General features: G+C 66.9%; 16 protein-coding genes and 2 pseudogenes. 10 read left to right on the top strand and 8 right to left on the bottom strand.

Going from position 1 to position 23285, the window contains the following annotated elements; translation table 11 throughout:
• The first annotated feature begins 11 nt into the window (after positions 1–11).
• The 4 genes from DW355_RS09645 to DW355_RS09630 all read left to right on the top strand — a co-directional run bounded on the left by DW355_RS09645 (position 12) and on the right by DW355_RS09630 (position 2993).
• A complete protein-coding gene (locus DW355_RS09645) occupies positions 12–776 on the top strand; it encodes an SDR family NAD(P)-dependent oxidoreductase (RefSeq protein ID WP_131279625.1) in 765 nt (254 codons plus the stop codon).
• An 86-nt stretch (positions 777–862) separates the two neighbouring features.
• Positions 863–1849: a Bug family tripartite tricarboxylate transporter substrate binding protein gene (locus DW355_RS09640; protein ID WP_131279623.1), complete on the top strand. Its 987-nt coding sequence runs from the start codon at positions 863–865 to the stop codon at positions 1847–1849.
• A gap of 66 nt (positions 1850–1915) precedes the next feature.
• A complete protein-coding gene (locus tag DW355_RS09635) occupies positions 1916–2461 on the top strand; it encodes a MarR family winged helix-turn-helix transcriptional regulator (RefSeq protein WP_165493166.1) in 546 nt (181 codons plus the stop codon).
• A gap of 163 nt (positions 2462–2624) precedes the next feature.
• Positions 2625–2993: a winged helix-turn-helix transcriptional regulator gene (locus DW355_RS09630; protein WP_131279621.1), complete on the top strand. Its 369-nt coding sequence runs from the start codon at positions 2625–2627 to the stop codon at positions 2991–2993.
• 42 nt (positions 2994–3035) lie between these two features.
• Here the strand turns inward: DW355_RS09630 and DW355_RS09625 are convergent, their stop codons facing one another.
• From DW355_RS09625 to DW355_RS09600, 6 genes and pseudogenes are all read right to left on the bottom strand, one after another.
• Entirely contained in the window at positions 3036–3725 is a 690-nt protein-coding gene (locus DW355_RS09625) for a glutathione S-transferase family protein (RefSeq protein WP_131279619.1), read from the bottom strand.
• 154 nt (positions 3726–3879) lie between these two features.
• The gene (gene kdsA / locus DW355_RS09620) at positions 3880–4725 is read right to left on the bottom strand and encodes a 3-deoxy-8-phosphooctulonate synthase (RefSeq protein ID WP_131279617.1); all 846 of its coding nucleotides are present in this window, start codon (positions 4723–4725) and stop codon (positions 3880–3882) included.
• A gap of 61 nt (positions 4726–4786) precedes the next feature.
• Positions 4787–5956: a nucleotide sugar dehydrogenase gene (locus DW355_RS09615; protein WP_131279615.1), complete on the bottom strand. Its 1170-nt coding sequence runs from the start codon at positions 5954–5956 to the stop codon at positions 4787–4789.
• Positions 5957–6126: 170 nt separating this feature from the next.
• The gene (locus DW355_RS09610; RefSeq protein WP_131279613.1) at positions 6127–7731 is read right to left on the bottom strand and encodes an alkaline phosphatase D family protein; all 1605 of its coding nucleotides are present in this window, start codon (positions 7729–7731) and stop codon (positions 6127–6129) included.
• 84 nt (positions 7732–7815) lie between these two features.
• Positions 7816–11171: pseudogene (locus DW355_RS18555) on the bottom strand (UvrD-helicase domain-containing protein).
• Positions 11172–11256: 85 nt separating this feature from the next.
• Positions 11257–14013, bottom strand: a complete 2757-nt coding sequence (locus tag DW355_RS09600; protein WP_131279611.1) for a PD-(D/E)XK nuclease family protein — start codon at positions 14011–14013, stop codon at positions 11257–11259.
• Positions 14014–14143: 130 nt separating this feature from the next.
• Here DW355_RS09600 and trxA point away from each other — a divergent pair, with 130 nt between their 5' ends.
• From trxA to DW355_RS09570, 6 genes and pseudogenes are all read left to right on the top strand, one after another.
• Entirely contained in the window at positions 14144–14479 is a 336-nt protein-coding gene (trxA, locus tag DW355_RS09595; RefSeq protein ID WP_006298451.1) for a thioredoxin TrxA, read from the top strand.
• A 264-nt stretch (positions 14480–14743) separates the two neighbouring features.
• Entirely contained in the window at positions 14744–16009 is a 1266-nt protein-coding gene (gene rho / locus DW355_RS09590) for a transcription termination factor Rho (RefSeq protein WP_131279609.1), read from the top strand.
• A gap of 157 nt (positions 16010–16166) precedes the next feature.
• Complete coding sequence (locus tag DW355_RS09585) at positions 16167–16424, top strand: type B 50S ribosomal protein L31 (RefSeq protein WP_131279608.1); 258 nt, start codon at positions 16167–16169, stop codon at positions 16422–16424.
• Between the two features lie 135 nt (positions 16425–16559).
• A pseudogene (locus DW355_RS09580) lies at positions 16560–18313 on the top strand (hypothetical protein).
• A 25-nt stretch (positions 18314–18338) separates the two neighbouring features.
• Positions 18339–19733 (top strand): MATE family efflux transporter, encoded by a 1395-nt coding sequence (locus DW355_RS09575; protein WP_242671096.1) that lies wholly within the window; start codon positions 18339–18341, stop codon positions 19731–19733.
• A gap of 79 nt (positions 19734–19812) precedes the next feature.
• Complete coding sequence (locus DW355_RS09570; protein WP_131279606.1) at positions 19813–21015, top strand: ABC transporter substrate-binding protein; 1203 nt, start codon at positions 19813–19815, stop codon at positions 21013–21015.
• Positions 21016–21073: 58 nt separating this feature from the next.
• Here the strand turns inward: DW355_RS09570 and phoR are convergent, their stop codons facing one another.
• Positions 21074–22474 carry a phosphate regulon sensor histidine kinase PhoR gene (gene phoR / locus DW355_RS09565; RefSeq protein WP_131279604.1) on the bottom strand — a complete coding sequence of 467 codons (1401 nt, stop codon included), beginning with the start codon at positions 22472–22474 and terminating at the stop codon, positions 21074–21076.
• A gap of 85 nt (positions 22475–22559) precedes the next feature.
• Positions 22560–23258, bottom strand: a complete 699-nt coding sequence (phoB, locus tag DW355_RS09560; protein ID WP_131279602.1) for a phosphate regulon transcriptional regulator PhoB — start codon at positions 23256–23258, stop codon at positions 22560–22562.
• Positions 23259–23285: the final 27 nt, after the last annotated feature.

The raw sequence follows: 23285 nt of genomic DNA, 5'->3' as shown, positions 1-23285 counted from the left end.
AGGAGACGACCATGAAGATTGAAGGACAAGCCGCGCTCGTGACCGGTGGCGCCTCTGGCCTCGGTGAAGCGACGGCGCGCGAACTGGCCCGACTGGGCGCCAAGGTGACCGTATTGGACGTGAACGCCATCGCCGGCGCGAAGGTGGCGACTGAGATCGGGGGCCTCTTCCAGGTCTGCGACATCACGAGCCCCGACAGCGTGGGCGCGGCGATCGCCAAGGCCGAGGCGGCGCACGGCCCTGCCCGCATCCTGATGAACATCGCGGGCATCGGCTCGGCCAAGCGCATCGTCGGCAAGGACGGCAACCCCGCGCCGCTGGAAGACTTCGCCCGCGTGGTGAACATCAACCTGATCGGCAGCTACAACGTCAGCCGCTTGTTCGCCGCCGCCTGCGCCAAGCTGCCCCTGCTGGACGATGGCGAACGCGGGGTGATGATGTTCACGGCCTCGATCGCGGCCTACGATGGTCAGGTCGGCCAGCAGGCCTACAGCGCCTCCAAGGGCGGCATCGTCGGCATGACCCTGCCCATGGCGCGCGACTTGGCCCAGCACGCCATCCGGGTCTGCACCATCGCCCCCGGTCTGTTCGCCACGCCCCTGGTGAAGGAGTTGCCGGAGGAAGTGCAACAATCGCTCGCGGCGTCCATTCCCTTCCCCAAGCGCCTGGGTCAGCCCGAGGAGTTCGCGCGCCTGGCCTGCCATGTCGTGACCAATGGCCACCTCAACGGCGAAGTGATCCGACTCGACGGCGCGCTGCGGATGGCGCCACGATAGAACCGACCCGGGGCACGGGCAGCACCAGCTGCCCGGCGTCGGAAGCTTTTTCCGCCCCTCGATAACTTCACACTAGGAGACAAACCATGAACCTGAATCGACGTCATTTCAATCTGGCCCTGGGCGGCGGCGCCGCGCTGGCGGCCCTGCAATCGCTGCCCGCGTTCGCGCAGGTGGCCCAGCCCAAGATCTATTACGGCTTCCCCGCCGGCAGCGCGGGCGACAGCCTGGCTCGCCGCGTGGCCGACAAGCTGGGCGGCACGCCCTACGCCCAGACCAATGCCGTGGTGGAGAACAAGCCCGGCGCGGGCGGCCGCATCGTGCTGGAAACTCTGAAAAGTTCGCCCGCCGATGGTTCCGTGCTCACGCTGGCGCAAGCCTCGGCGCTCACGATCTACCCGCACGTGTACACCAAGATGAACTACACGATGGCGGATTTCGCACCCATCTCCATCGGCGCGCAGATGATCTTCGCGCTGGCCGTCGGCCCCATGGTGCCCGACAGTGTCAAGACACTCAAGGATTTCGTGGCCTGGGCCAAGGCCAACCCCGAAAAGTCCAGCTTCGGCTCGCCCGGCGCGGGTTCCATGCCGCACTTTGTCGGTTCGCTGTTCGGCGTCAACGCCGGCATCACCTTCCAGCACGTGCCCTTCCGCGGCTCCCTGCCAGCCGTGAATGACACGGTGGGCGGGCAGATCGCCGCTTGCGTCACGCCCACGGGTGATTCGCTGGCCCACGCCAAGAGCGGCCGGCTGCGCATCCTGGCCGTCTCGGCGCCCAAGCGCGTCGCCGAACCCGATGCGCCCACCTTCGCCGAACTGGGCTATCCAGAGATCGTTGCCGAGGAATGGTTTGGCTTCTTTGCGCCGGCCAAGACACCCACGAGCGTCATCAATACAGCGAACGCGGCCATCCAGGCCGCGTTGAAGGACAAGGCCGTGATCGACGGTCTGGCTGCCATCGGCCTGGTGACGGCGGGCAGCACGCCCCAGGCCATGCGTGCCTCGCTGGAATCGGAGTTCAAGCGTTGGGCTCCGCTGGTCAAGAAGGTCGGCTTCACCGCAGAATCCTGATCTTGACGGTTTACGCCCCGGCTGCGCCGCGCGCCCGCCGGGGCGATTTTCATTCACCGCGCCTTGATGTCTTCCTCTCCCCCCTCGTCGCCAGCAATCCGCCGTCCTGCCCGCTCCGCCGCGCGCAAGACTGCGCCCGTCGCCAAGCAACGCGAGGACGAGGCGGCGCCTGAGCCGGCGATTGACCAGGTCGATGCCAGCTTCCTGCAAACCCTGATTGGCTATGGCGCGCGACGCGTCTCGCTCGCGGCCATCGCCAGTTTCCTGCCGCGCATGGCGGCCTATGAACTCCGCCCGGTCGAGTTCTCCGTGCTCTCGCTGATCCACCACAACCCCGGCATCACGTCGCGTCAGCTCTGTGGCGCGCTTGGCATCCAGCCGCCGAACCTGGTGGGCATGCTGCAGCAACACGAGAAGAAGCGCGGCCTCATCGAACGCCGCCCGCATCCCCACGATGGTCGCGCCATGGGTCTGCACCTCACCGTCGCCGGTCGCGCGCTCGTGCGCAAGGCCGAACGCGCGGCCAGCCAGAACGATGCCCAGGTCACCGCGCGCCTGAGCACGGCGGAACGCCGCGCGCTATTGCGCCTGCTGGAAAAAATCTACCTCTGAACCCGGGGCCGACGGCGCAAATCGGCGCGCGCCGTGCTTTTCGCACGCTTGCCAACTTCTGTCAGCTATGAATGTTGTAGCACGCGGGAAACTGCGCTATATTGCGCGTCCCTTTGCACTGCCTCGGCCACGGCCATGGCCGTTTCCCCGCGCAGCTTTCCCCATGACCGGCACAGCAAAAAACACCCTCGGTGCCGGCGGCAAGTTCGGCGCCAGGGACGTGGGCGCGAAGGAAAGCGCCGCCATGAGCCAGCTGCTGGCTCTGCTCGAATCCCGTTACGCGATGCGCGTGCTCTGGGCCTTGCGCGACGGCCATGCCCAGACCTTCCGCCTGCTGCAGGACAGCGTGGGGGGCATCACGCCGAACACACTGAACACGCGGCTAAAGGAACTGCGGGCCAGCGGGCTGCTGCATCACGACAACGAAGGCTACCTGCTCACCGCGACTGGTATCGAACTGACGCGCCGTCTCGGCGAAGTAACGGCCTACGCACCCAAGTGGGGCGCCAGCCAGGCGCGCAAACCACGCTGAGGGCTGCCGCATCGGCCCGGCCCAGCGCCCGCCCGCCTGGCGTCAGGCCGGGACTTGCCGGTAAGGCTCCTCGAACGGGATGAAATCCCGCTCCGCCAGCGCATCCGCGACCCATGCCCGCACTCCCGGCTGGGCATGGACACGCGCAATGTAGTCCGCGATGTCTTCGGGCACCGGCAAGGCATAGGTCTTCAGGCGGGTGCAGACCGGCGCGAAGTACGCGTCGGCGATCGAGAAGTCGCCGAAGAGCATCTCCTGCCGACCGCTCTCGCGCAGCAATTCGCGCCACATCTGCGTGATCCGAGCCACATCCGCGCGCACCGCGGGCTGTTCGTGCCAGATGCGCGCGCCCGCCTCGGACAGATCGGCCTCAATGTTCATGCTGCAGTGGCCGCGCAAGGCCATGAAACCGGCATGCATCTCGGCACAGACGCTGCGTGCGCGGGCACGACGCGCCCGCTCTTGCGGCCAGAGCTTGTGCTCGGGGAAAGATTCGGCCAGATATTCGGCAATGGCCAAAGTGTCCCAGATGACCAGCCCATCATCGGTCAGCACCGGCACCTTGCCGACCGGATTGATGCGGCCAATGACCTGCTTGAAGTCGGAGTCCGACTCGAAGGAATCAAAGCGAACCTTGACTTCCTCGAAAGGAATGCCCGCCTGCCGCAGCAGCACCCAGGGCCGCATGGACCAGGAGGAATAGTTCTTGTTGCCGATGTAGAGCTTGAGCATGCCGCACCTTGTTGATAAATATCACGCCATACAGAACCTGCCATGCCCAGGCCTGTGCCTCATTGCGAGCGCACCACGCCACGCCGCAGAGCACCCGGCGCCCTCGACCTGGGCGCCGCCCCACACCAAGCCACGTCGATCGCGACGTGATCTCTCAGCGGATATCGAGCGGCACGAAGGACTTCACCAGGTCGTCCAAGGCCTTGATCTGGCTCAGGAAGGGTTCCAGCTTGTCCAGCGGCAAGGCGCTGGGGCCATCACACAAGGCCTTGTCCGGATTCGGGTGAGCCTCCAGGAACAGGCCCGCCAGGCCCACGGCCATGCCGGCGCGAGCCAGGTCCACCAATTGCTCGCGCCGCCCACCCGAGGCTGCCGCGCCGGGGGCGCGCTGCTGAAGGGCGTGCGTGGCGTCGAAGATCACGGGCAGGTTGCCGCTGACCTGCTTCATCACGCCGAAACCCAGCATGTCCACCACCAGGTTGTCGTAGCCAAAGCAGGTGCCGCGGTCGCAGAGGATGAGCTGGTCGTTGCCGGCCTCCTTGAATTTCTCGACGATGTTGCCCACCTGGGAAGGGCTCAGGAACTGCGGCTTCTTGATATTGATGACCCGCCCGGTCTTGGCCAGGGCCACGACCAGATCGGTCTGCCGAGCCAGGAAAGCCGGCAGTTGCAGCACGTCCACGACCTCGGCGACGGCCTGTGCCTGATGCGGCTCATGCACGTCGGTGATCAGCGGCACCCCAAACGTCTTCTTCACATCCTCGAAAATGCGCAGTCCCTCGTCCAGGCCGGGACCACGGTAGGAATGGATGGATGAGCGATTGGCCTTGTCGAAGCTGGCCTTGAAGACATAGGGAATCCGCAGCTTGCCCGTGACACGCACGTACTCCTCGCAGGCACGCAAGGCCAGGTCACGGGACTCCAGCACGTTGATACCCCCGAAGAGGACAAAAGGCAGCGCGTTGCCGGCGGAAATATGGCTGATGGAGATCGCGGACATGGAAAATGATTCAGGAGTGAACTGGAAATGCGGATTTTACGGTCCGCGCCCGGGGCCAAGCTCAGGCGTCACCGCCAAAGAGATCGCGGGTGTAGACCTTGTCCCCCACGTCATCCAGCTCGGCCACGCGGCGGTTCGCGACGATCACGTCGGCGATCTGCTTGAATTCGGCCAGGTCACGGACAACGCGTGAACCGAAGAAACTGTCTTCCTTCAGCACGGGCTCGTAGACCACCACGTCAACACCCTTGGCCTTGAGTCGCTTCATCACGCCCTGGATGCTGCTGGCGCGGAAGTTGTCGCTGCCAGCCTTCATGATCAGGCGATGGATGCCCACCACCTTCGGCCCCCGGCGCAGGATGTCCTCGGCCACGAAATCCTTGCGCGTGGTGTTGGCGTCCACGATGGCACGGATCAGGCTCTGCGGCACGTCCTTGTAATTGGCCAGCAATTGCTTGGTGTCCTTGGGCAGGCAATACCCACCATAACCAAAGCTGGGATTGTTGTAGTGATTGCCAATGCGCGGGTCCAGCCCCACGCCCTGGATGATCTGGCGCGTGTCCAGACCATGCACGGCGGCGTAGGTGTCCAGCTCGTTGAAGAAGGCCACCCGCATCGCCAGAAAGGTGTTGGCAAACAGCTTGATCGCCTCGGCCTCGGTGTTGTCGGTCAGCAGCACCTCGGCATCCGGCTTGAGCGACGCGAGGCGCAACAGGTCCGCGAAGACCTGGCCTCGCGTCGAACGCTCACCGACCACGATCCGGCTGGGGTGCAGGTTGTCGTACAACGCCTTGCCCTCGCGCAGGAACTCGGGCGAGAAGATGATGTTGTCGGACCCGAGCGTGCGCTTGAGCTGCTCGGTGTAACCGACCGGGATGGTGGACTTGATGACCATCACCGCACGCGGGTTGATGGCCATCACATCGCGCGCCACCGCCTCGACCGAGCGGGTGTTGAAGTAATTGGTATCGGGGTCGTAATCGGTGGGCGTCGCGATGACAACGAATTCCGCCTGCCCATAAGCCTCGTGTTTGTCCAGCGTGGCGCGCAACTTCAAGGGCTTGCTGGCGAGGTACGCCTCGATCTCCTTGTCTTCGATCGGTGAGTGCCGATCGTTGATCAAGTTGACCTTGGCCGGGTCGATGTCGAGGGCGGTCACTTCATGCTGCTGGGCCAGCAAAACGGCGTTGGACAGGCCGACGTAGCCAGTCCCGGCAATGGCAATCTTCAAGATGGATCCAATCGATGGTCGCTCGCAAGGGCGACTGGTAAAAATGGTGGGCAGCGGGGCGCCCGCATGGAATATCTGCGGACGACGTTGCACGCCCGGTTGCGGATTCTAGACAGCAAATATTGTGGCTTGATGGCATCCCGACCTGGGAAGGTTCGGGGCCCTCAATTTCAGGACAGCGACCGCACGCCGGGGCGCCCGGCCTCCGTCACGAAGGTGGCCAAGGTGTCGATGCCGGAATCGGCGCGCGTGACGTCCTCCAAGCCTCGCAAGGTCACCACCATGCGTTCAGGCGACAGATCGATCAGGCCATACCCCCGCTTGCGGGAGTGGACGAAGAGGCAATGCGGGTTTCCCTGCCGCGCCTTTGCGTCCGCCGGTGCCGACGCGGCGGTGGCGCCAGAAGAGATGCTGGTGCCGCAGTACTCGGTGGCGACCACGGGGGAAGCAATGGAATAGGGATTCTGGTGCACCTGGGCCACCCAGTTCTTGTGGATGTCGCCCCCCAGAAGGACCGGGTTGCGTGCCGCGCTCGCGACCAGGGTGTCGATCAGGGCCTGCCGCGCGCCAGGGTAACCATCCCAACCATCGGTGCCCGCGGAAACGCCCAGACCATGCCCATAGTTGGCGGGCGTGAAACGCGTCTGCTGCGCGATCAGGTTCCAGGCCGTTCCAGCGCCATGCGCATCCCGCAAAGCGCCTTCCAGCCATTGCTCCTGCGCGCGCCCCAGCATGGATCGCCGCGGCGTGGGTTCTTGCCCCAGGCAGACCCGGGCCTCGGCCGCTTTCGGGGCTTTGCCGCACAAGGGTCGGTCGCGGTACTGGCGGTTGTCCAGCAAATAGAGCCGCGCCAATCGGCCATGGTCGTAATGCTGATGGATGCGCAGTCCGCCCGCGCCCGTCTGCAGACCCTGCAGTCCGGCCAGCATGGTGGCGGCGCGCAGAGGCATGTGCTCGTAATACGCCTGGTAGGACGCCACCCGCCGCGCTGCGAAGTCCGGCGTGTCCGTGATGGACCAGGTGCCACCATGGTTGTTCTCCAGCTCGTGATCGTCCCAGGTCACCAGCCACGGGCAGGCCGCGTGCATGGCCTGCAAGTCCGGATCGCTCTTGTACAGGGCATAACGCGCGCGGTAACTTTCCAGGGTGCGCGCTTGCGGCAAGTCATGGTGACGCGCCTCGCCTCGCCCTGCCGACGCACCCGCTCTTTCATAGATGTAATCACCGACGAACACCACCATGTCGGGAGAATCCACTCGCATGTGCCGGTATGCCGCGTAGTGGCCGGACTCCCAGCGCTGGCAGGACGCCAACGCCAGGCGAAGTCGATCCACGGTGGCGCCGGACGCCGGCAAGGTACGTGCGCGACCCGATGCGCTCACGGCCTCGCCCGCCATGAAGCGGTAGCCATACCAAGTGTCGGAACGCAGACCTGTCACCTCGACGTGCACAGCATGCCCCAGCGCAGGCTCAGCCCAGCTCTCACCACTTGCGATCACGCGGTGGCCGACGCCTTCATCGAACACTTCCCAGCGCACCGGCACCGGCCCCGCATTCAAGAGCTCGGGGGCCAGCAAGCGCGTCCACAAGACGAAACCGTCCGGCGAGGGCGAACCGCTGGCGATGCCAGCGGCAAAGGGGTCGTTGACCAAGCGCGGGCCCGCCCCGATCGCCCGCGCTCCAACATGCGCGGAGAGCATCGCCAGACCGGACAGGGTGGCAAAAGCACTGATCAAGGCGCGACGCTGCGACGATACCGATCCGGAAACATCCATGGTTCTTCATCCTCATCCTGTTCGTTCAGACCTTGACACGCACAAGCGGCATCCACGTCCCTGGGCAATGCAGGTTGCCTTGCCTCATTCCACGACGTCTACCCGGCCTTGCGCGTCGAGGAATGCGATGCGCACTGCCTGTCCGGGACATGCCAAGCGCACGGCATCGCCGTAAGCGCGCAGCTGCGCCAGCATCTGCTCTCGCGTCACCGCTGCGGCCTGTGCATAGCTCGCGGACTTGTAGTCCAGCACCCACCAGGTGCCATCTCGATGGCGCAGCAGGCGATCGATGCGGCGGACCTGGCCGTCGATCATGACCGGCACCTCGTTGGCCCACCAGGCCACATCGGTGCTGCGCCAGGCCCAGGCCCCCTCCCCTTGCAGGATGCGTTGCGCCCTGGTAACGGCCTGCCCCGTCTGCGAGGGCGCCAGCCCCTGCTCGGCGCCGGCACGCTCCATCTGAGCGGCGCTGAAATCCGGTGCATCCAGCGCGGCCCATTCCAGCAAACGGTGCATGGCCGAGCCGAGCCGGGCCGCCAGGGTGTCCTCCGGCGCCTGTGGCGCGGACACCGGCACCGGGTCGAACCAGACCTCGGGCAGGACTTGCAGCACGATGTCGGACAACCCGATTTGGGCGGCGGACACTCCGCGGCCGGTGCCACCGCGTTCATCTCCACCCTCGGACGGCGCCTGGATGGCCTCCGGCTCCAACCGAGCACAGACCGGGGACAGACGTTGCCACCAGCTTCTGCCTTCCGGGTTCTGCTGGTGAGGTTGCACGGCGGAGAAGACCAGCTGCGCCCGCGCGCGCGTGAGCGCGACGTAGAGCATGTTCAGTTCCTCGCGCGCGCGCGCGCCCTGCTCACGCGCATAGACCTCGCGCGCGCTGGGCGGCAAACGTTCTTCCTTCTCGCTGGCGAGGAAGACGAAGCTGCGGGGTGCCGACGCCTCGCCGGGCCAGTCCAGCAACACGCTCATGGTCTGGGCACGCTGTGGCGGCGTGTCGGTGTCGAGGATGAGCACCTTCTCGGCTTCCAGCCCCTTGGCGCCATGCACGGTCAACAGGCGCACGGCGCCTCCCTCGGGCATGGGTTGCGCGGGCGCGGGCAGCTTGCCGGCGCGCACGGCACGGACCAGGGCATAGGGCGTGGCATAACGCCCGCCGTCGAATTGCAAGGCGGCCTCCAGCAACGCCCGCAGATGGGTCTGGACGCGCGCGCGCAGATGCGGGGGCGCGGCCGCCATGCAGCGCGCCACCACGTCGCCATCGGCATAGATCGCGTCCAGCGCGTCGTGGGGAGGCAAGGTGCGCACCCAATGCTGCCAGCGACGAAGGCACGGCCCCACATCACCCAGGCCCGCATGGGTCCAGGCAGTGGCCGGAGTCGTCTGCAGCAGATCGAACCAGGCCTGCCTGCCACCACGCTGGCGCGCCGCGATCTCCAGCAGCGCGGCGTCGTCCAGCCCGGCGCCGGGCCCGAACAAGGGTGAACGCAAAACCCGCGCGAGCGACAGATCGTGCCCGGTCGACACCAGCACATCGAGCAAGGCGATCAAGTCCTGCACCTCGGGCGCGGCGCCCAGATCGCCCTGCTCCGGTTGGGTGGCGGGTACGCCCAGGGCCAGCAATTCGGCTTGCATCGCCACCAGGCGATCGCGCTTGCGCGCCAGCACCATGACGTCCCCGGGGGCAGACCGGCCCGGATCTGCCCGGCGATCCAATCAGCGGCCTGACGGCACTCGCGCGCGCGCAAGGAGTCCTCCGACGTGACGCGCGGTGCAAGCAGGCTGTCGCGCCAGACCGCGATGGCCTCCTTCCGCTCTCTGGGTTGGCGTTCGATCAGGGGCAGGACCGATGCCTCGCCCACCTGCACGGATTCCGTGGTGTGCGAACGAAACCCCTCGTACTCGCCCAAGGTCTGCGCCTCGCACAGCACGGCGTTGACCCGCGCCAGCACCGCAGGCGCGTTGCGGCGCGTGTGGTCGCAGGCCAGCAGGTCGCCGCCCAGAGCCTGCACGAAGCCCTGCGCGGCCCGGAAGATCTGTGGCTCGGCACGACGAAAGCGGTAGATGCTCTGCTTGGGATCCCCGACGATGAACAGGCGTGGCGCGCCATCACCGCTCGTCATCCCGCCTCCCACGCCGGCATAGGCGGACAACCATGCATGCAGGGCCTGCCACTGCAGCGGGTTGGTGTCCTGGAACTCATCGATGAGCAGGTGACGCGTGCGTGCGTCCAGGCGTTGTTGCAGCCAGGCGCTGAGCTCGGAGCGCTCCAGCAGATGCAGGGCGGCACGCTCCACGTCGCTCATGTCCACCCAGCCACGCTGGCGTTTCAAGGCGGCGTATTCCTCCAGCAGGATGCGCGCCAGCCGCGTCATGCGTTGTTGATGCACCCACGCCTCGTGCTGCCGCTGGGCTTGCAACAAGGGTTGCAATTCGGCTTCGGCCTGCTGCGCCACCGGGTATTTCTTGAGGTTTTGCGTGAGCCGGTCTTCGTCGGCCACGAACAAGGCCTTGCGCAATGCGACCAGGCGTTCGTCCCCATCCGCCGATTCGGAGAAAGCCTGCTCGATGGACCGCGCGGCGCTTTGCGGCGTCTTGTTCTTTTCCTGCCCCAGAGCCTGACTCCAGGCCAGCCAACGCGCGGCGGCGGCTTCACCGGCCAGAGAGTGCGAAGGTGCAGTCAGGCCACTGAACAGGGGAAACATGGCGTCAAAGCGTGGCACCGAGGTTTCGATGGTGCCTGCCGCGTCGGCCAGCGTGAATTCCACGCGCTTGTCCAGCGCGGCGTCCAGGGCCTTCTCGGTCTGGCTACGGCCATGCCGCGCCACCACGGCCTGGTAATCCGCCAAGGCCGTGCCTCCCTGCTCATGCTCGCGCAAGAGCCGCGCATGGAACGGGCGCCAGACTTGGGCTTTCGCCTCGTCGTCGCTTTCCAGCAGCTCATAGGCGGCAGGCAGCCCCAGTTCCTCCAGCACGGCCAGCGGCGCATTGCGCAGCAGCGCCGCAAACCAACTGTGGAAGGTGCGAATCTGCACGCCGCGCCCCTGTCGCAGCAGACGCAGGTGCAAGCCCCGCAGGGGCGCGATGAGTGCGTCCACGTGCGCCGCGTCGACACCACGCGCGCGCAGTTCGTCGCGCAACTTGGCGTCCTCGCCCCGCGCGAATTCAGCCAGCCACTCCATGAGGCGCTGGCGCATTTCACCCGCGGCCTTCTTGGTGAAGGTAATGGCCAGGATCTCATGCGCCTGGGCACCGTCGTCACCGCGTTCGCCCAGCAGCGCGCGCAGGATGCGCGAGACCAGCATCCAGGTCTTGCCCGCGCCCGCGCAGGCTTCCACGGCCACGTGCCGCCTTGGATCGCAGGCGATGGCGTAAAACGCCTCGCGGCTGACCAGACGGCCGTTGTGTTCATAAGCGGCTTGTTGTTGCGGGATGGGCGCACCGCCGCCGGGCCGCTCCCATGGCGGCCCAGCCCCCTCGGGAGGCAGCGACCCGTGCAACGGCGCAGCGTGGGGGCCTTTATTCATTCCAGAAATCCTTGCGGCACAGACCGCGCGCGGCGCAGGTATCGCAGACGGCCCCCTCGCCCAGAGGCGGCAGGGGCGCGCCCTGGCCGATGCGCGTGAGGTCATGCACCAGCCCTTCCAGCAAGGCCGCGCGGGCCTGCGCGATCTCCGGCTGCTCATGCAAGCGGGTCTCTCCCTCGCCCACATTGACATAGGCCGCGCGCAGGCCAGCCCCGCCTTCATCGCTGGCACCGGGCACGGACGCAAGCCCCCCGCCCCCGATCCCAGGCTCGGGCAACAGCGCCGCGTAGAACGCAAGTTGCGTGTCTTCGAGCGCCTCCTTCACGCGGGCACGGGTGGTCTGCTCGGCCTCGGTCTTGTAGTCCATCACCATCAGCCCCCCCGAGGCCCGGTCCACCCGGTCGAGGCGGCCGAACAGCGTGACGAGCGTCAAGGCCTGTTCGGCCGGGTGTTCGCCGAGCGCGAAGCGCCAGCCTTCGGCCTCGTGCGTGGCCAACCAATCGAGATAGCCGTCACGCAGTCGCGGCCACGCGGCCTGGAAGGGCAGGAACTCATCGTCGGCCAGGCGCTGCTCGCGCGCCACGGCTTGCGCCGCGGCGTCCAGGCGCGTGGCCCGAGCCTCCCGGCTGGCGCCATCGGGCAAGTCCTGGGCGTGGAAGGTTTGCAACACGGCATGCAGCCAGAGCCCGAAATCGCGCTTGTCCAGTTCGCCTTCGATCTCCTCGGCTTCACGCAAACCCAGCAGACGCAGGGCGTGGAAACGGTAGGGACAGTGGCGCAGGTCCTGGTAGGCGCTGGCGGACAGGCGCCCGGGCCGCAGCACCTCGGTCCAGGGTGGCAGCAGGCGAGGCGCGGGTCTGGGCGTCGGCGTGGGTGCGACGACCCGCCGATCGCGTGGATCGGACATCTCGCTCCCCTGGTTTATCGCGTCCCCGGTCGCAGCGAGACCCGCCACGGACCGCGGCTTGAACCCGACTTCAAGGCGCCGCGCTCCTTGCGCCCGCGCTTCCAACTGCAGCCTCTGGACCAGGGAACTGGCCAGCAATGGTTCGCCGTCCGCGTCGCTGCCTCGCCACAGGATGTCGACCGGACAGGCGCGCGACAAAGCCTCCTCCCACGCCGCCTCTTGCGCGGCCTGCAAGGCCTCGCGGGTGGGCAGGCCCAGGGCGGCACGCTGCGCGGCCGTCCATGGTCCGCCAGGCTCAGGCGCGGCGGGCAGACTGCGTTCGTCGCAGCCGGGCAGCACGATGGCACCGAAATCACGCCCCAGCATTTGCGCCAAGGGCAACAACACGGCCTGTTCGCGCAAGGGGTAGGCGGGCTTGAAGATCGCGGACTCCAGCGCCCGGTCCACCCAGCTCGTGAACTCACTCAAGGACCAGCGGCGGCGCGCCCAGAGCGCTTCGGCAGGCAGTCGTGGCGCGGCGCGGCCGGTTTCGTCCAGCGCGTAATGCAGGGCGCCCGCCAGCTCACGCCCCGCCTCGTCCTGCATCAGCGTGTCCCAGAGGCCGCAGAGGCTCAGTTGGGCTTGCAGCGCATCAAGCCATTCCTGCAGGGTGCGCGTGCCTCGCCCTTCCATGATGGCGGCGCGCCAGCTTTCGAGGTCACGCAGCAAGGACTGCATCTCGTCCTCCGCGCCGCGTCCTTGGCGCGCTTCGGCAAGCCCGGCCACGGCATGCCGCCACAAGCGCCGTGGCTGGCGGCGCAAAGCAGCTTCCAGCGCGCGCAGGGCCAGCTCGTCACAGGCCGGCGCGTGCTTGAGCCAGTCGAGCACGGCATCGCTGCTGGCATCCCGAGCGCAAGCGCGCAGCGCGGCCATCACTTGCGCGCCCGCGCGCGTGGTGGACAACTTCCACCCGGTCTCGTCGCGCATCTGCACGCCGTGGCGCGCCAGCATGGCGCGCACCCGGCGCGTGAGCGCCCGATCGATGACGGCGACGGCAACCGGGACACGCCCCGCCTGCAGGTGGCGCAGGATGCAGGCGGCGGCGCGCTCCGCCTCGTCGGCGGCATCCGTCGCCGCATGCAGGGACACAGGCGCACGGACAGGGGTATCCGACGCCGTTTCTCCGGGCAGCACGGTCGGATCCAGCAGCACCAGGTCATCGCCCCAGGCCTGGCGCAGCCCCTCGACCAGTGGGTCCGGCTGCAGGCCGGGCAAGACCAGCAGGCCATCGGTCGAGGTCCGGACCTCCGATGAAAAAAACACATCGCTGCCATAGGAAGAATTCACGACCCATGCCACGGCGATCTGCGCGACCGCGGCTTCCAACCGCAAGACCTGGCCTTCCAGGCCGTCCTCGAGGCCCGTGCGGGCTGCATGGCTGGCACGCTGGCCCCAGGCGACCCGTTGCGCGGGCGGCTGCGCCGCCGCGAGCGGGGCCAGTTGCTGGGCGGCCTCGAGCAAGAGTGGCGCCGCCACCGCAGCCTGGGCACCCAGGCCGGCCTGTTCCAACAGCACATGGGCCGTCAGCAAGTCGAGGGCTGGCTTGAAACGCAGATCCGCGCCGTCCTGGCCCGGCGTCGATGCGCCTGTGCCAGCGAGCGTGCCGGCCAGGGCCTGGGCCCAGTTCTGCGTGGTTTCGAAGCGCGGTGCGAAGCCCACGGGGTATCGCGCACCCCACAGGCGCGCCGCCACCGGCATGAGCTGCGCGTAGGGCAGCAGCACCACGGCCCGGGCCGGATGGACCCCGCGTGCGCGCAGCGATTCGGCGACCGCCTCAAGCCAGCGCCGCCAACGATGATTCATGCTTTCTGTCACAATGCCGCGCACTGTAGCCGTATCGCCCGGTTGCCTTGATATTGAGGCAAGCCGACCCATCTAGGCCAGACCCGTACTTCATATTCATCGCCATCCACGGCACATCAAGGAGCTTTCCATGGCCAGCGAACTCATCAAGCATGTTTCCGACGCTTCCTTCGAAGCCGACGTCCTGAACGCCAGCCAGCCCGTGCTGGTGGACTACTGGGCCGAATGGTGCGGTCCCTGCAAGATGATCGCGCCCGTCCTGGACGAAGTGGCCGGCACCTACCAGGGCAAGCTGCAGATCGCCAAGCTCAACGTTGACGAAAACCGTGACATCCCGGCCAAGTTCGGCATCCGCGGCATCCCGACGTTGATGCTGTTCAAGGACGGCCAGCTTGCCGCCACCAAGGTGGGGGCCATGAGCAAGGCCCAGTTGACTGCCTTCATCGACCAGCAGCTTGCCGCCTGATCTTCTTCCGCCCCGGTCACCCGGCCGGGACGGAACGACGACGACCGTCCTCCCCCAGGAGCACGGTCGTTTTTCTTTTTGGCGTGTCCGCGCCGACGACATGCACGGACGCGACTTTTTTCCTGTCATAATCCGCGCCATTCATCGGTGACCCGCATGGCCGCCGATCAGAGTCCGGCAGGCCGACCACCCACGTCAAGCCCGGCCTGGTACTCACCGTTCACCCTCCCCCCTGTTTCCACCGACTCCCTACCGAGGGAACCCATGCACATCAACGAACTCAAGGCCCTGCACGTCTCCGAATTGCTGCAGCAGGCCGAAGCGCTCGAAATCGAGAACACCGGCCGCATGCGCAAGCAGGAGCTGATGTTCGCCATCATCAAGAAGCGCGCCAAGGCGGGCGAAACGGTCTACGCCGACGGCGTGCTGGAAATCCTGCCCGACGGCTTCGGTTTCCTGCGCAGCCCGGATTCGAGCTACACGGCGAGCACGGACGACATCTACATCAGCCCCAGCCAGGTGCGGCGTTTCAATCTGCACACGGGCGACCTGATCGAAGGCGATGTGCGCACGCCCAAGGACGGCGAGCGCTACTTCGCGCTGAACAAGCTGGACAAGGTCAACGGCGGAGGCCCCGAGCAGAACAAGCACAAGGTGATGTTCGAGAACCTGACGCCGCTGTTCCCCAAGGTGCAGATGAAGCTGGAACAGGACAACCTGAAAAGCGACGAGAACATCACCGGCCGCATCATCGACATCATCGCCCCCATCGGCAAGGGCCAGCGCGCCCTGCTGGTCGCGCCGCCCAAGAGCGGCAAGACGGTGATGATGCAGCACATGGCCCACGCGATCGCCGCCAACTACCCTGACAGTCACATGATGGTGCTGCTGGTGGACGAGCGCCCGGAAGAAGTGACCGAGATGCAGCGCACCGTCAAGGGCGAGGTCATCGCCTCCACCTTCGACGAACCCGCGGCTCGCCACGTGCACGTGGCCGAAATGGTGATCGAGCGCGCGAAGCGCCTGGTGGAATTGAAAAAAGACGTGGTGATCCTGCTGGACTCCATCACCCGCCTGGCCCGTGCCTACAACAACGTGGTCCCGTCCTCGGGCAAGGTGCTGACGGGCGGCGTGGACGCCAACGCCCTGCAGCGCCCCAAGCGTTTCCTGGGCGCGGCGCGCAACGTGGAGGAAGGCGGCTCGCTGACCATCATCGCCACCGCGCTGGTCGACACGGGCAGCCGCATGGACGAAGTGATCTTTGAAGAATTCAAGGGCACAGGCAACAGCGAAATCCACCTGGACCGCCGCCTTTACGAGAAGCGCGTCTTCCCCTCGATTCAGCTCAGCCGCAGCGGCACGCGCCGCGAGGAGCTGCTGCTGCAACCCGAGATCCTGCAAAAGACCCGCATCCTGCGCCAGTTCCTCTACAACATGGACGAGATCGAGGCCATGGAAATGGTGCTCAAGCAGATGCGCGCCACGAAGACCAACAACGAGTTCTTCGACATGATGCGCCGAGGCGGCTGACCCAGCCCCGGGCCATGCACCCTTGAACCAACCAGGTTGCTATAATCGTCGACTTTGCGGAAAGTAGCCCAGAATTCGTAGTGCGCAAACGGTTTGCGCATGGCTGGTCCGGCTCCCGTATTTACGGATACCTTCAGGGTATCGAGAAGGAAGCATCATGAAAGAAGGCATTCACCCGAACTACCGCGAAGTCTGTTTCCTGGACCTGTCCAACAACTTCCAGTTCGTGACCCGTTCCTGCGCGCCGGCCAAGGAAACCATCAAGCTGGACGACGGCCGCGAGTTGCCCCTGTTCAAGCTGGATACCTCGAGCGAATCGCACCCCTTCTACACGGGCACGCAGAAGTCCGTCGACAACATGGGTGGCCGCGTCGAGAAGTTCCGCAACCGTTACGGCAAGACCGCTGCCAAGTAAGCGCACGTCGGACCCGACCCCGGGTCGCAGGCAGAAAGGCAGCCAGTCCAGGGCTGCCTTTTTTGTTTCTCCCGTCTTATTCCTTGTTGATCCGGATACCGTAGCGCGACATCCGGTCTATATCATCCCGCCACCGTGACCAATCCCGCCATCGTTGCCCAAGGTGCCGTCCGACGGTTGCCGCGTCTCGCGCTCTGGCTGCTCTGCCTGGCCTATGCCCTGCCCGGCTTCATCGGGCGCACGCCGTGGAAGCGCGCCGACATCACCGCCTTCGGCTACATGGCCGAATTGGCGGCGGGCCACACGGATTGGCTGGCTCCGCGGCTTGGCGGCATGCCGCCCGACGGAGAAGGGCTGCTTCCCTACTGGCTTGGTGCCTGGGCACTCCAATTGGCGCCTGACTGGATCAACCCGGGCTTCGCAGCACGCATCCCCTTCATTCTGCTGCTCCTGCTCACGCTGCTCTGCGTCTGGTACGGCATCTATTACCTGGCGCGCAGCCCCCTGGCACAACCCGTCAGCTTCGCCTTCGGCGGCGAGGCCGAGCCCAGGGATTACGCCCGTGCGCTCGCCGATGGCGGCCTGCTGGCCTTCATCGCCTGCCTGGGTCTGGCTCAGTTGGCGCACGAAACCACCCCCGCGACGGCCCAACTCTGTTTCGTCACGCTCAGCTTCTTTGCCTATGCGGCCCTGCCCTACCATCGCTGGTTGCCCATGCTGTCAGCTGGGGCCGGGCTCACAGGCCTGACGCTCTCGGGTGCGCCCATCCTGGCCCTGCTGCTGTCCGCGGGAGGGCTGCTCTTCCACGCTCTGGACCGCGCCCAGGCCCAGGAAAACCCCAGCCGCCATCGCCATGGCCTGTGGCGACTGCTGGCCTTGACGGTTTTCATTGCGGCACTCTCCACCGTGCTGAACCTCTGGCACTGGGGGCTGCGCTGGAGCGAGTTCGGCCTGCCCGACTCGCCGCTGCGGTGGCAGGGGCTGGGCCGCATGCTGCTGTGGTTCACCTGGCCGGTATGGCCGCTGGTGCTCTGGACCCTGTGGCGCTGGCAAGGGCAGTTGCTGGCCCATCAGCCCAGTCGGCACCTGTCGTTGCCGCTGTGCTGGGCACTGCTCACGGTGGGCACCACCATGCTGACATCCGCGGGTGATCGAGCCCTGCTGCTGGCCCTGCCCGCGTTGGCCGCGCTCGCGGCCTTCGCCCTGCCGACCATGAGCCGTGGCTTGACCGCCCTGATTGACTGGTTCACGCTGCTGTTTTTCACCCTCTGCGCGCTCTTCATCTGGACCTACTGGATCGCCATGCAGACCGGTGTGCCCCCCCAACCCGCCGCCAACATCGCGAAGCTGGCGCCGCTGTTCGTGCCGCGTTTCATCATCCTGCCCTTCGTCTTCGCTCTGATGGGCACGCTGATCTGGGCCTGGCTCGTCAAATGGCGCATCGGCCGCCACCAGGCGGCGCTCTGGAAAAGCATGGTGCTGCCCGCGGGGGGGTGACGCTGTGCTGGCTGCTGCTGACCACCCTGTGGATGCCACCGCTTGACCACGCCCGCAGCTATGGGCCGTTGGTGCAGCGCATGGACACCGTCATCCAGACCAGCCCTACCCAAGGAACCGCACCCAACACCACGCAGAAGCCCTGCCTGGCCTGGTTCGGCCTGTCGCGCGCCCAAGTGGCGGCCTTGCAGTTCCACAGCCACGTGGTGCTCACCTCCGGATTGGAGCCACTGACCGACGCCAACCGCTGCACTTGGCTGGTGATCGACCGTGACAAGCTGCAGCAAACGCCCGGCCTGGTGGATGGCGCGCATTGGCAGCGCGTGGCACTGCTGGAACATCCTCGCCCCGGCGGCGAGGACGGCCTGTGGGTGCTGCGCCGTCTGCCCTGAATCCCTCGGTACGCCCCGCATCCGTGTGACCGCACCACGCAAGAGTGAACTGGGCATCGTGACCCGCCACGCCCTGACGGTACTGGCCGGTCAACTGGCCACCATCGCCTACGGCGTGACCGACACCCTGGTCGCCGGGCGTTTTTCCGAAAGCTCCCTGGCGGCGCTGTCGGTCGGCGCCGCGATCTACATGAGTGTCTACGTCAGCCTCATGGGCGTGCTGCAGGCCTTGCTGCCCGTCTGGGCTGAGCTGCATGGCGCCAGCCAGCGCAATGGCGACAGGCAGGAAACGCGAGCCACGGACCCTGCGGCGACCCAGCGCCTCGGCCATTCCCTGCGTCAGTCGATTTACCTCTGGGCTGGGTTGTCCCTGCTGGGCATGACCCTGCTGCTCACGCCTGGTCCGCTGCTGGCCTGGGCCCAGGTGCCCGAGGCCCTGCGCGGCGAAGTCACCCACTACCTGGCGGTGCTGGCGCTGGCCCTGCCCGTCGCGCTGCTGTTCCGCCTGTTCGCCACGCTCAACCAGAGCCTGGGCCATCCGCAAGGGGTGACTTGGCTGCAACTGGGGTCGCTCGGACTGAAGATCCCTCTCTCCATCTGGTTCACGCTGGGAGGTCTGGGCCTGCACCCGCAGGGCGCTGCGGGCTGTGCCTGGGCCACCCTGACGGTGCAGCTGATTCTGCTGTCGCTCGCCTTTTGGCTGCTGCGCACGCGGCCACTGTATCGACCCTACCAACTCTGGCGTCGACCGGGCCGGCCCGATCGCCAGGTACTCACGGGTTTCCTGCGCATGGGCCTGCCCAGCGGGCTGTCCATCCTGGTCGAAGTGACCTCCTTCACGCTGATGGCGCTGTTCGTCGCGCGCCTGGGAACGGCCGCCGCCGCCGCGCACCAGATCGCCGCCAACATCGCCGGGGTGCTCTACATGATGCCATTGGCGATCGGCATCGCCAGCAGCGCACGCACCAGCTACTGGCTGGGAGCGAACCAGCCCGCGCAGGCGCGCCAGGCCGTGCGCATCGGCCTGGGCCTGGTGGCTGGCAGCGCCTTGCTGCTCGCGACCCTGCTCGCCCTGCTGCGTGGCCCCTTGGCGGCGCTGTACGCGCCCGGCGCCGAAACACGGGCCCTGGCCACGCCCTTGCTGGCCTGGGTCGCGCTCTACCACCTGTTCGATGGCCTGCAATCGCTCGGTGCCTTCCTGCTGCGCTGCTGGCGCATCACCGTCGCACCCTTCGTGGTCTACGGCCTGTTGCTCTGGGGCCTGGGGCTTTATGGTGGCTACCGACTGGCTTACCTGGGCCTGGGACCCTGGCCGGCCATGGGCACGCCCGTGGCTTTCTGGGCGGGCGGCGCACTGGCCCTGGCGCTGGCGGCCGCGTCCTTCTGGTTCATGCTCTGGCGCGTGCTGCGAAAAACATAGCATCCCCGCGTCTGAGTTAACCTCCGCCGTGATGGCGTCCGCGTCGAGGCGCCACATCACGCATTCCGGAGACACCCCCATGAACAAACGACACCTGCTTTCGGCCTGGCTCGCCCCTTGGCTGCTGGGATTTGTCTTGGTCTTCTCGCTCGACGGCCCCGCCCGGGCCCAGGACGACCAGGCCTTGCGCATCGGTCTGCTGCTGCCGCTGACCGGCCCCTTCAGCGCCACCGGCAAGCAACTGGAGGCCGGCGCGCGACTCTATCTGGCGCAGCACGGCGACACGGTGGCCGGCCGCAAGGTCCAGCTTATCGTCAAGGACGACATGGCCACGCCGGATGTGGCCAAGCGGCTGGCCCAGGAACTGCTGGTGACCGACAAGGTGCATGTGCTGGCCGGCTTCGGCTTGACGCCCCTGGCCTTCGCGGTCGCGCCCATGGCCACGCAGACCAAGACCCCCATGGTCGTGATGGCCGCCGCCACTTCCAGCATCACCGAGGCCTCGCCCTACATCGTGCGCAGCAGCTTCACCGTGCCCCAGGTCGTGCTGCCCCTGGCCGACTGGGCCCGGCAGAACCGGATCCGTCGGGTCGTCAGCCTGGTCAGCGATTACGCGCCCGGCATCGATTCCGAAAAGTATTTCAAGGAACGTTTCACGGACCAGGGCGGCACGGTCGTGGAAACCCTGCGCGTGCCCTTGCGCAATCCGGATTTCGCGCCCTTTCTGCAGAAGGTGCGCGACCTTCAGCCCGATGCGCTCTTCACCTTCGTGCCGGCGGGCGTGGGCGCGGTCCTGATCAAGCAGTTCACCGAACGCGGCCTGCCGCAGGCGGGCATACGCATCATCGCCGAAGGCAGCGTGACGGACGACGACCTCCTCAACAGCCTGGGCGACGAAGCCCTGGGTATCGTGACCGCGCACCACTACTCGGCCGCGCACGACTCGCCCGTGAACCGCGCCTACGTCGCGGCCTTCCAGAAAGCCGTGCCCGGTGCGCGCCCCAACTTCATGGCCGTGGGCGCCTACGATGGCATGCACGTGATCATGGAGGCGCTGCGCAAGACCCAGGGCAACACCTCGGGCGAAGCGCTGCTCGCGGCCATGAAAGGCCTGAGTTTCGACAGCCCACGCGGGCCCGTGCGCATCGATCCGGAGACACGCGATGTCATCCACAACATCTACATCCGCCGTGTCGAACGGCGCAAGGATCTGGGCAATCAGCTTTACAACATGGAGATCGCCACCATCCCGAACGTGAAGGATCCGGGCAAACCACGTTGAGCGGCGGGCACCCCGCCGGGACCGTGGAGCCCGGGCAGCCCGCACAAGCCCGGCCTCGTCAATGCGCGGCCACGGGCCTCAGGCGGTGGGCCGGAAAGACCAAGGCGAAACGCGAACCCTGGCCGAGGACACTGTCGATCTTCAGTTCCGCGCCGTGCCGTTGGGCCACGTGCTTGACGATGGCCAGGCCGAGGCCGGTGCCGCCGGTCTCGCGCGAGCGGCTGCGGTCCACCCGGTAGAAGCGCTCGGTCAGGCGGGGAATGTGCTCCGCGGCGATGCCCGGGCCGGTGTCCTGAACCCAGAACTCGGCGCCGTCGATGCGGCCATCAGTCTGCAGCAGGCGCCAGCCACAACGCACCGTGCCATCGGCGGGGGTATAGCGCACCGCATTGCTCACGAGGTTGGACAAGGCGCTGTGCAGCTCAGTACCCGCGCCCGCAAGTTCATAGGCCGGCGCGGGTTCGAAATCCAGCGTCTGCCCTCCCTCTTTCATGCCAGGGGTGGCCGGCGACAGGCTCACGGACGCACCCGACCGCACCGGGTGCAAAACAGCCGACAGGGTCTGGGCCTCCTGCTGCAGCTGACGCATCACCGCCTGCAAGGCCAACCATTCGCCGCCCCCGGGCGGCGGGCTGCCTTCCAGACGCGACAGCATCAGCAGATCGCTCACCAGGGCCTGCATGCGCTCGGCCTGTTGGGCCATGAGGTCGAGGTAGCGCGCGCGCTCGTCCTCCTGCAGGGGCAGGGTCTGCAAGGTCTCGACGAAACCGGACAGCACAGTCAGCGGGGTGCGGATCTCGTGCGAGACATTCGCCACGAAGTCGCGGCGCATGGCCTCTGCCTGCTCGAACATGGTCACGTCGCGCGAGAGCAACAGGCGTCGACCCTCGCCATATTCGTGCAACTGCACGGACAGGCGCACTGGATTCATGCTGCTGTGGTTGCGCCCCGGCAGGGTCACGCCGCCCCCATACTGACCCGAAGCCAGGTAGGCGGTGAAGGCCGGGTTGCGCACCAGGTTGACCAGGTGCTGCTGCAGGTCACGCGCCGGGTCCAGCCCCAGGTGCGCCGCCGCCGTCTGGTTGAGCCACTCGATGCGGCCCGCGGCATCCAGCAGCAGCACGCCGTTGGGCGAGGCCTGCAAGGCGGACAGGACGTTCTGCAGGCGGAGCTCGCTCTCGCGCGCAGCGCGCTCGCGCATGCGGGCCGCGCGGCTCACCCGCTCGGCGACCTGGCCCCAGAGTCCCAGGCGCAGGGGCGGAGCGATCGCCAGCGCATCGGCGCGCAGCCAGTGCAGCACGCGCAGGCCGCGCGTGAAGTCGTACAGACCCCAGAGCATGCCCGCGCCCAGCATGCCCGCGAGCATGCCGCGGATCTGCAAGGCTTCGGGTGCAATCTGGTAACCCAGCCATGCGCCCAACGCCTGGAACAGCAGAAAAGAGAAAATGCGCAGCAACATGGCAAGGCCTGTGAACAGCGGACCGGGCCTGACGGCACCGAGCCATCCGCCACGGGGCGCGGGCTGGATTAGACCACCGTCAGGTTCAGGAGGTGGTGACCGCCTGGGTGGTGAGTCGATAGCCCGCGCCGCGCACGGTCTCGATCATCGGCGCGGCCGCGCCCAGCGCCTCGCGCAGGCGCTTGATGTGCACGTCCACCGTGCGTTCCTCGATGAAGACATGGTCGCCCCAGACCTTGTCGAGCAACTGGCCGCGGCTGTGCACCCGCTCAGCGTGGCTCATCAGGTAGTGCAGCAGCTTGAACTCGGTGGGACCGAGCTTGAGCAGTTGTTCGTCGAAACTCACGCGGTGGGTCGCGGTGTCCAACTTCAGGCGGCCCGCCTCCAGCGTCACCGCCGCCTGCTCGGGCGCGCGGCGGCGCAGCACTGCGCGGATGCGCGCAAGCATTTCCTTGGTGGAGAAAGGCTTGGCCATGTAATCGTCGGCGCCCGCGTCCAGCCCGGCCACGCGGTCGGCCTCGTCGCCGCGCGCGGTCAGCATGATGATGGGAACGGCCTTGGTGCGTGGATCGCCGCGCCAGCGTCGCGCCAGGGTCAGACCGCTGGCACCGGGCAGCATCCAGTCCAGCAGCACCAGGTCCGGCAGCATGGCGTCGATCTCGCGCTGCGCGCTCTCGCCGTCGAGCGCCAGCGTGGGTTGAAAGCCATTGTGGCGCAGGTTGACGGCGATCAATTCGGCGATGGCCGGTTCGTCTTCGACGATGAGGACAATAGGTTGCTTCATTCTCCAAGCGTCCCTTGGTCTCCAAGC

It is taken from the genome of Hylemonella gracilis (assembly GCF_004328645.1).
Lineage (GTDB): Bacteria > Pseudomonadota > Gammaproteobacteria > Burkholderiales > Burkholderiaceae_C > Hylemonella > Hylemonella gracilis_B.
Note: the sequence above shows the minus strand (reverse complement) of the source record. Positions and strands in the feature narration are given on the sequence as shown.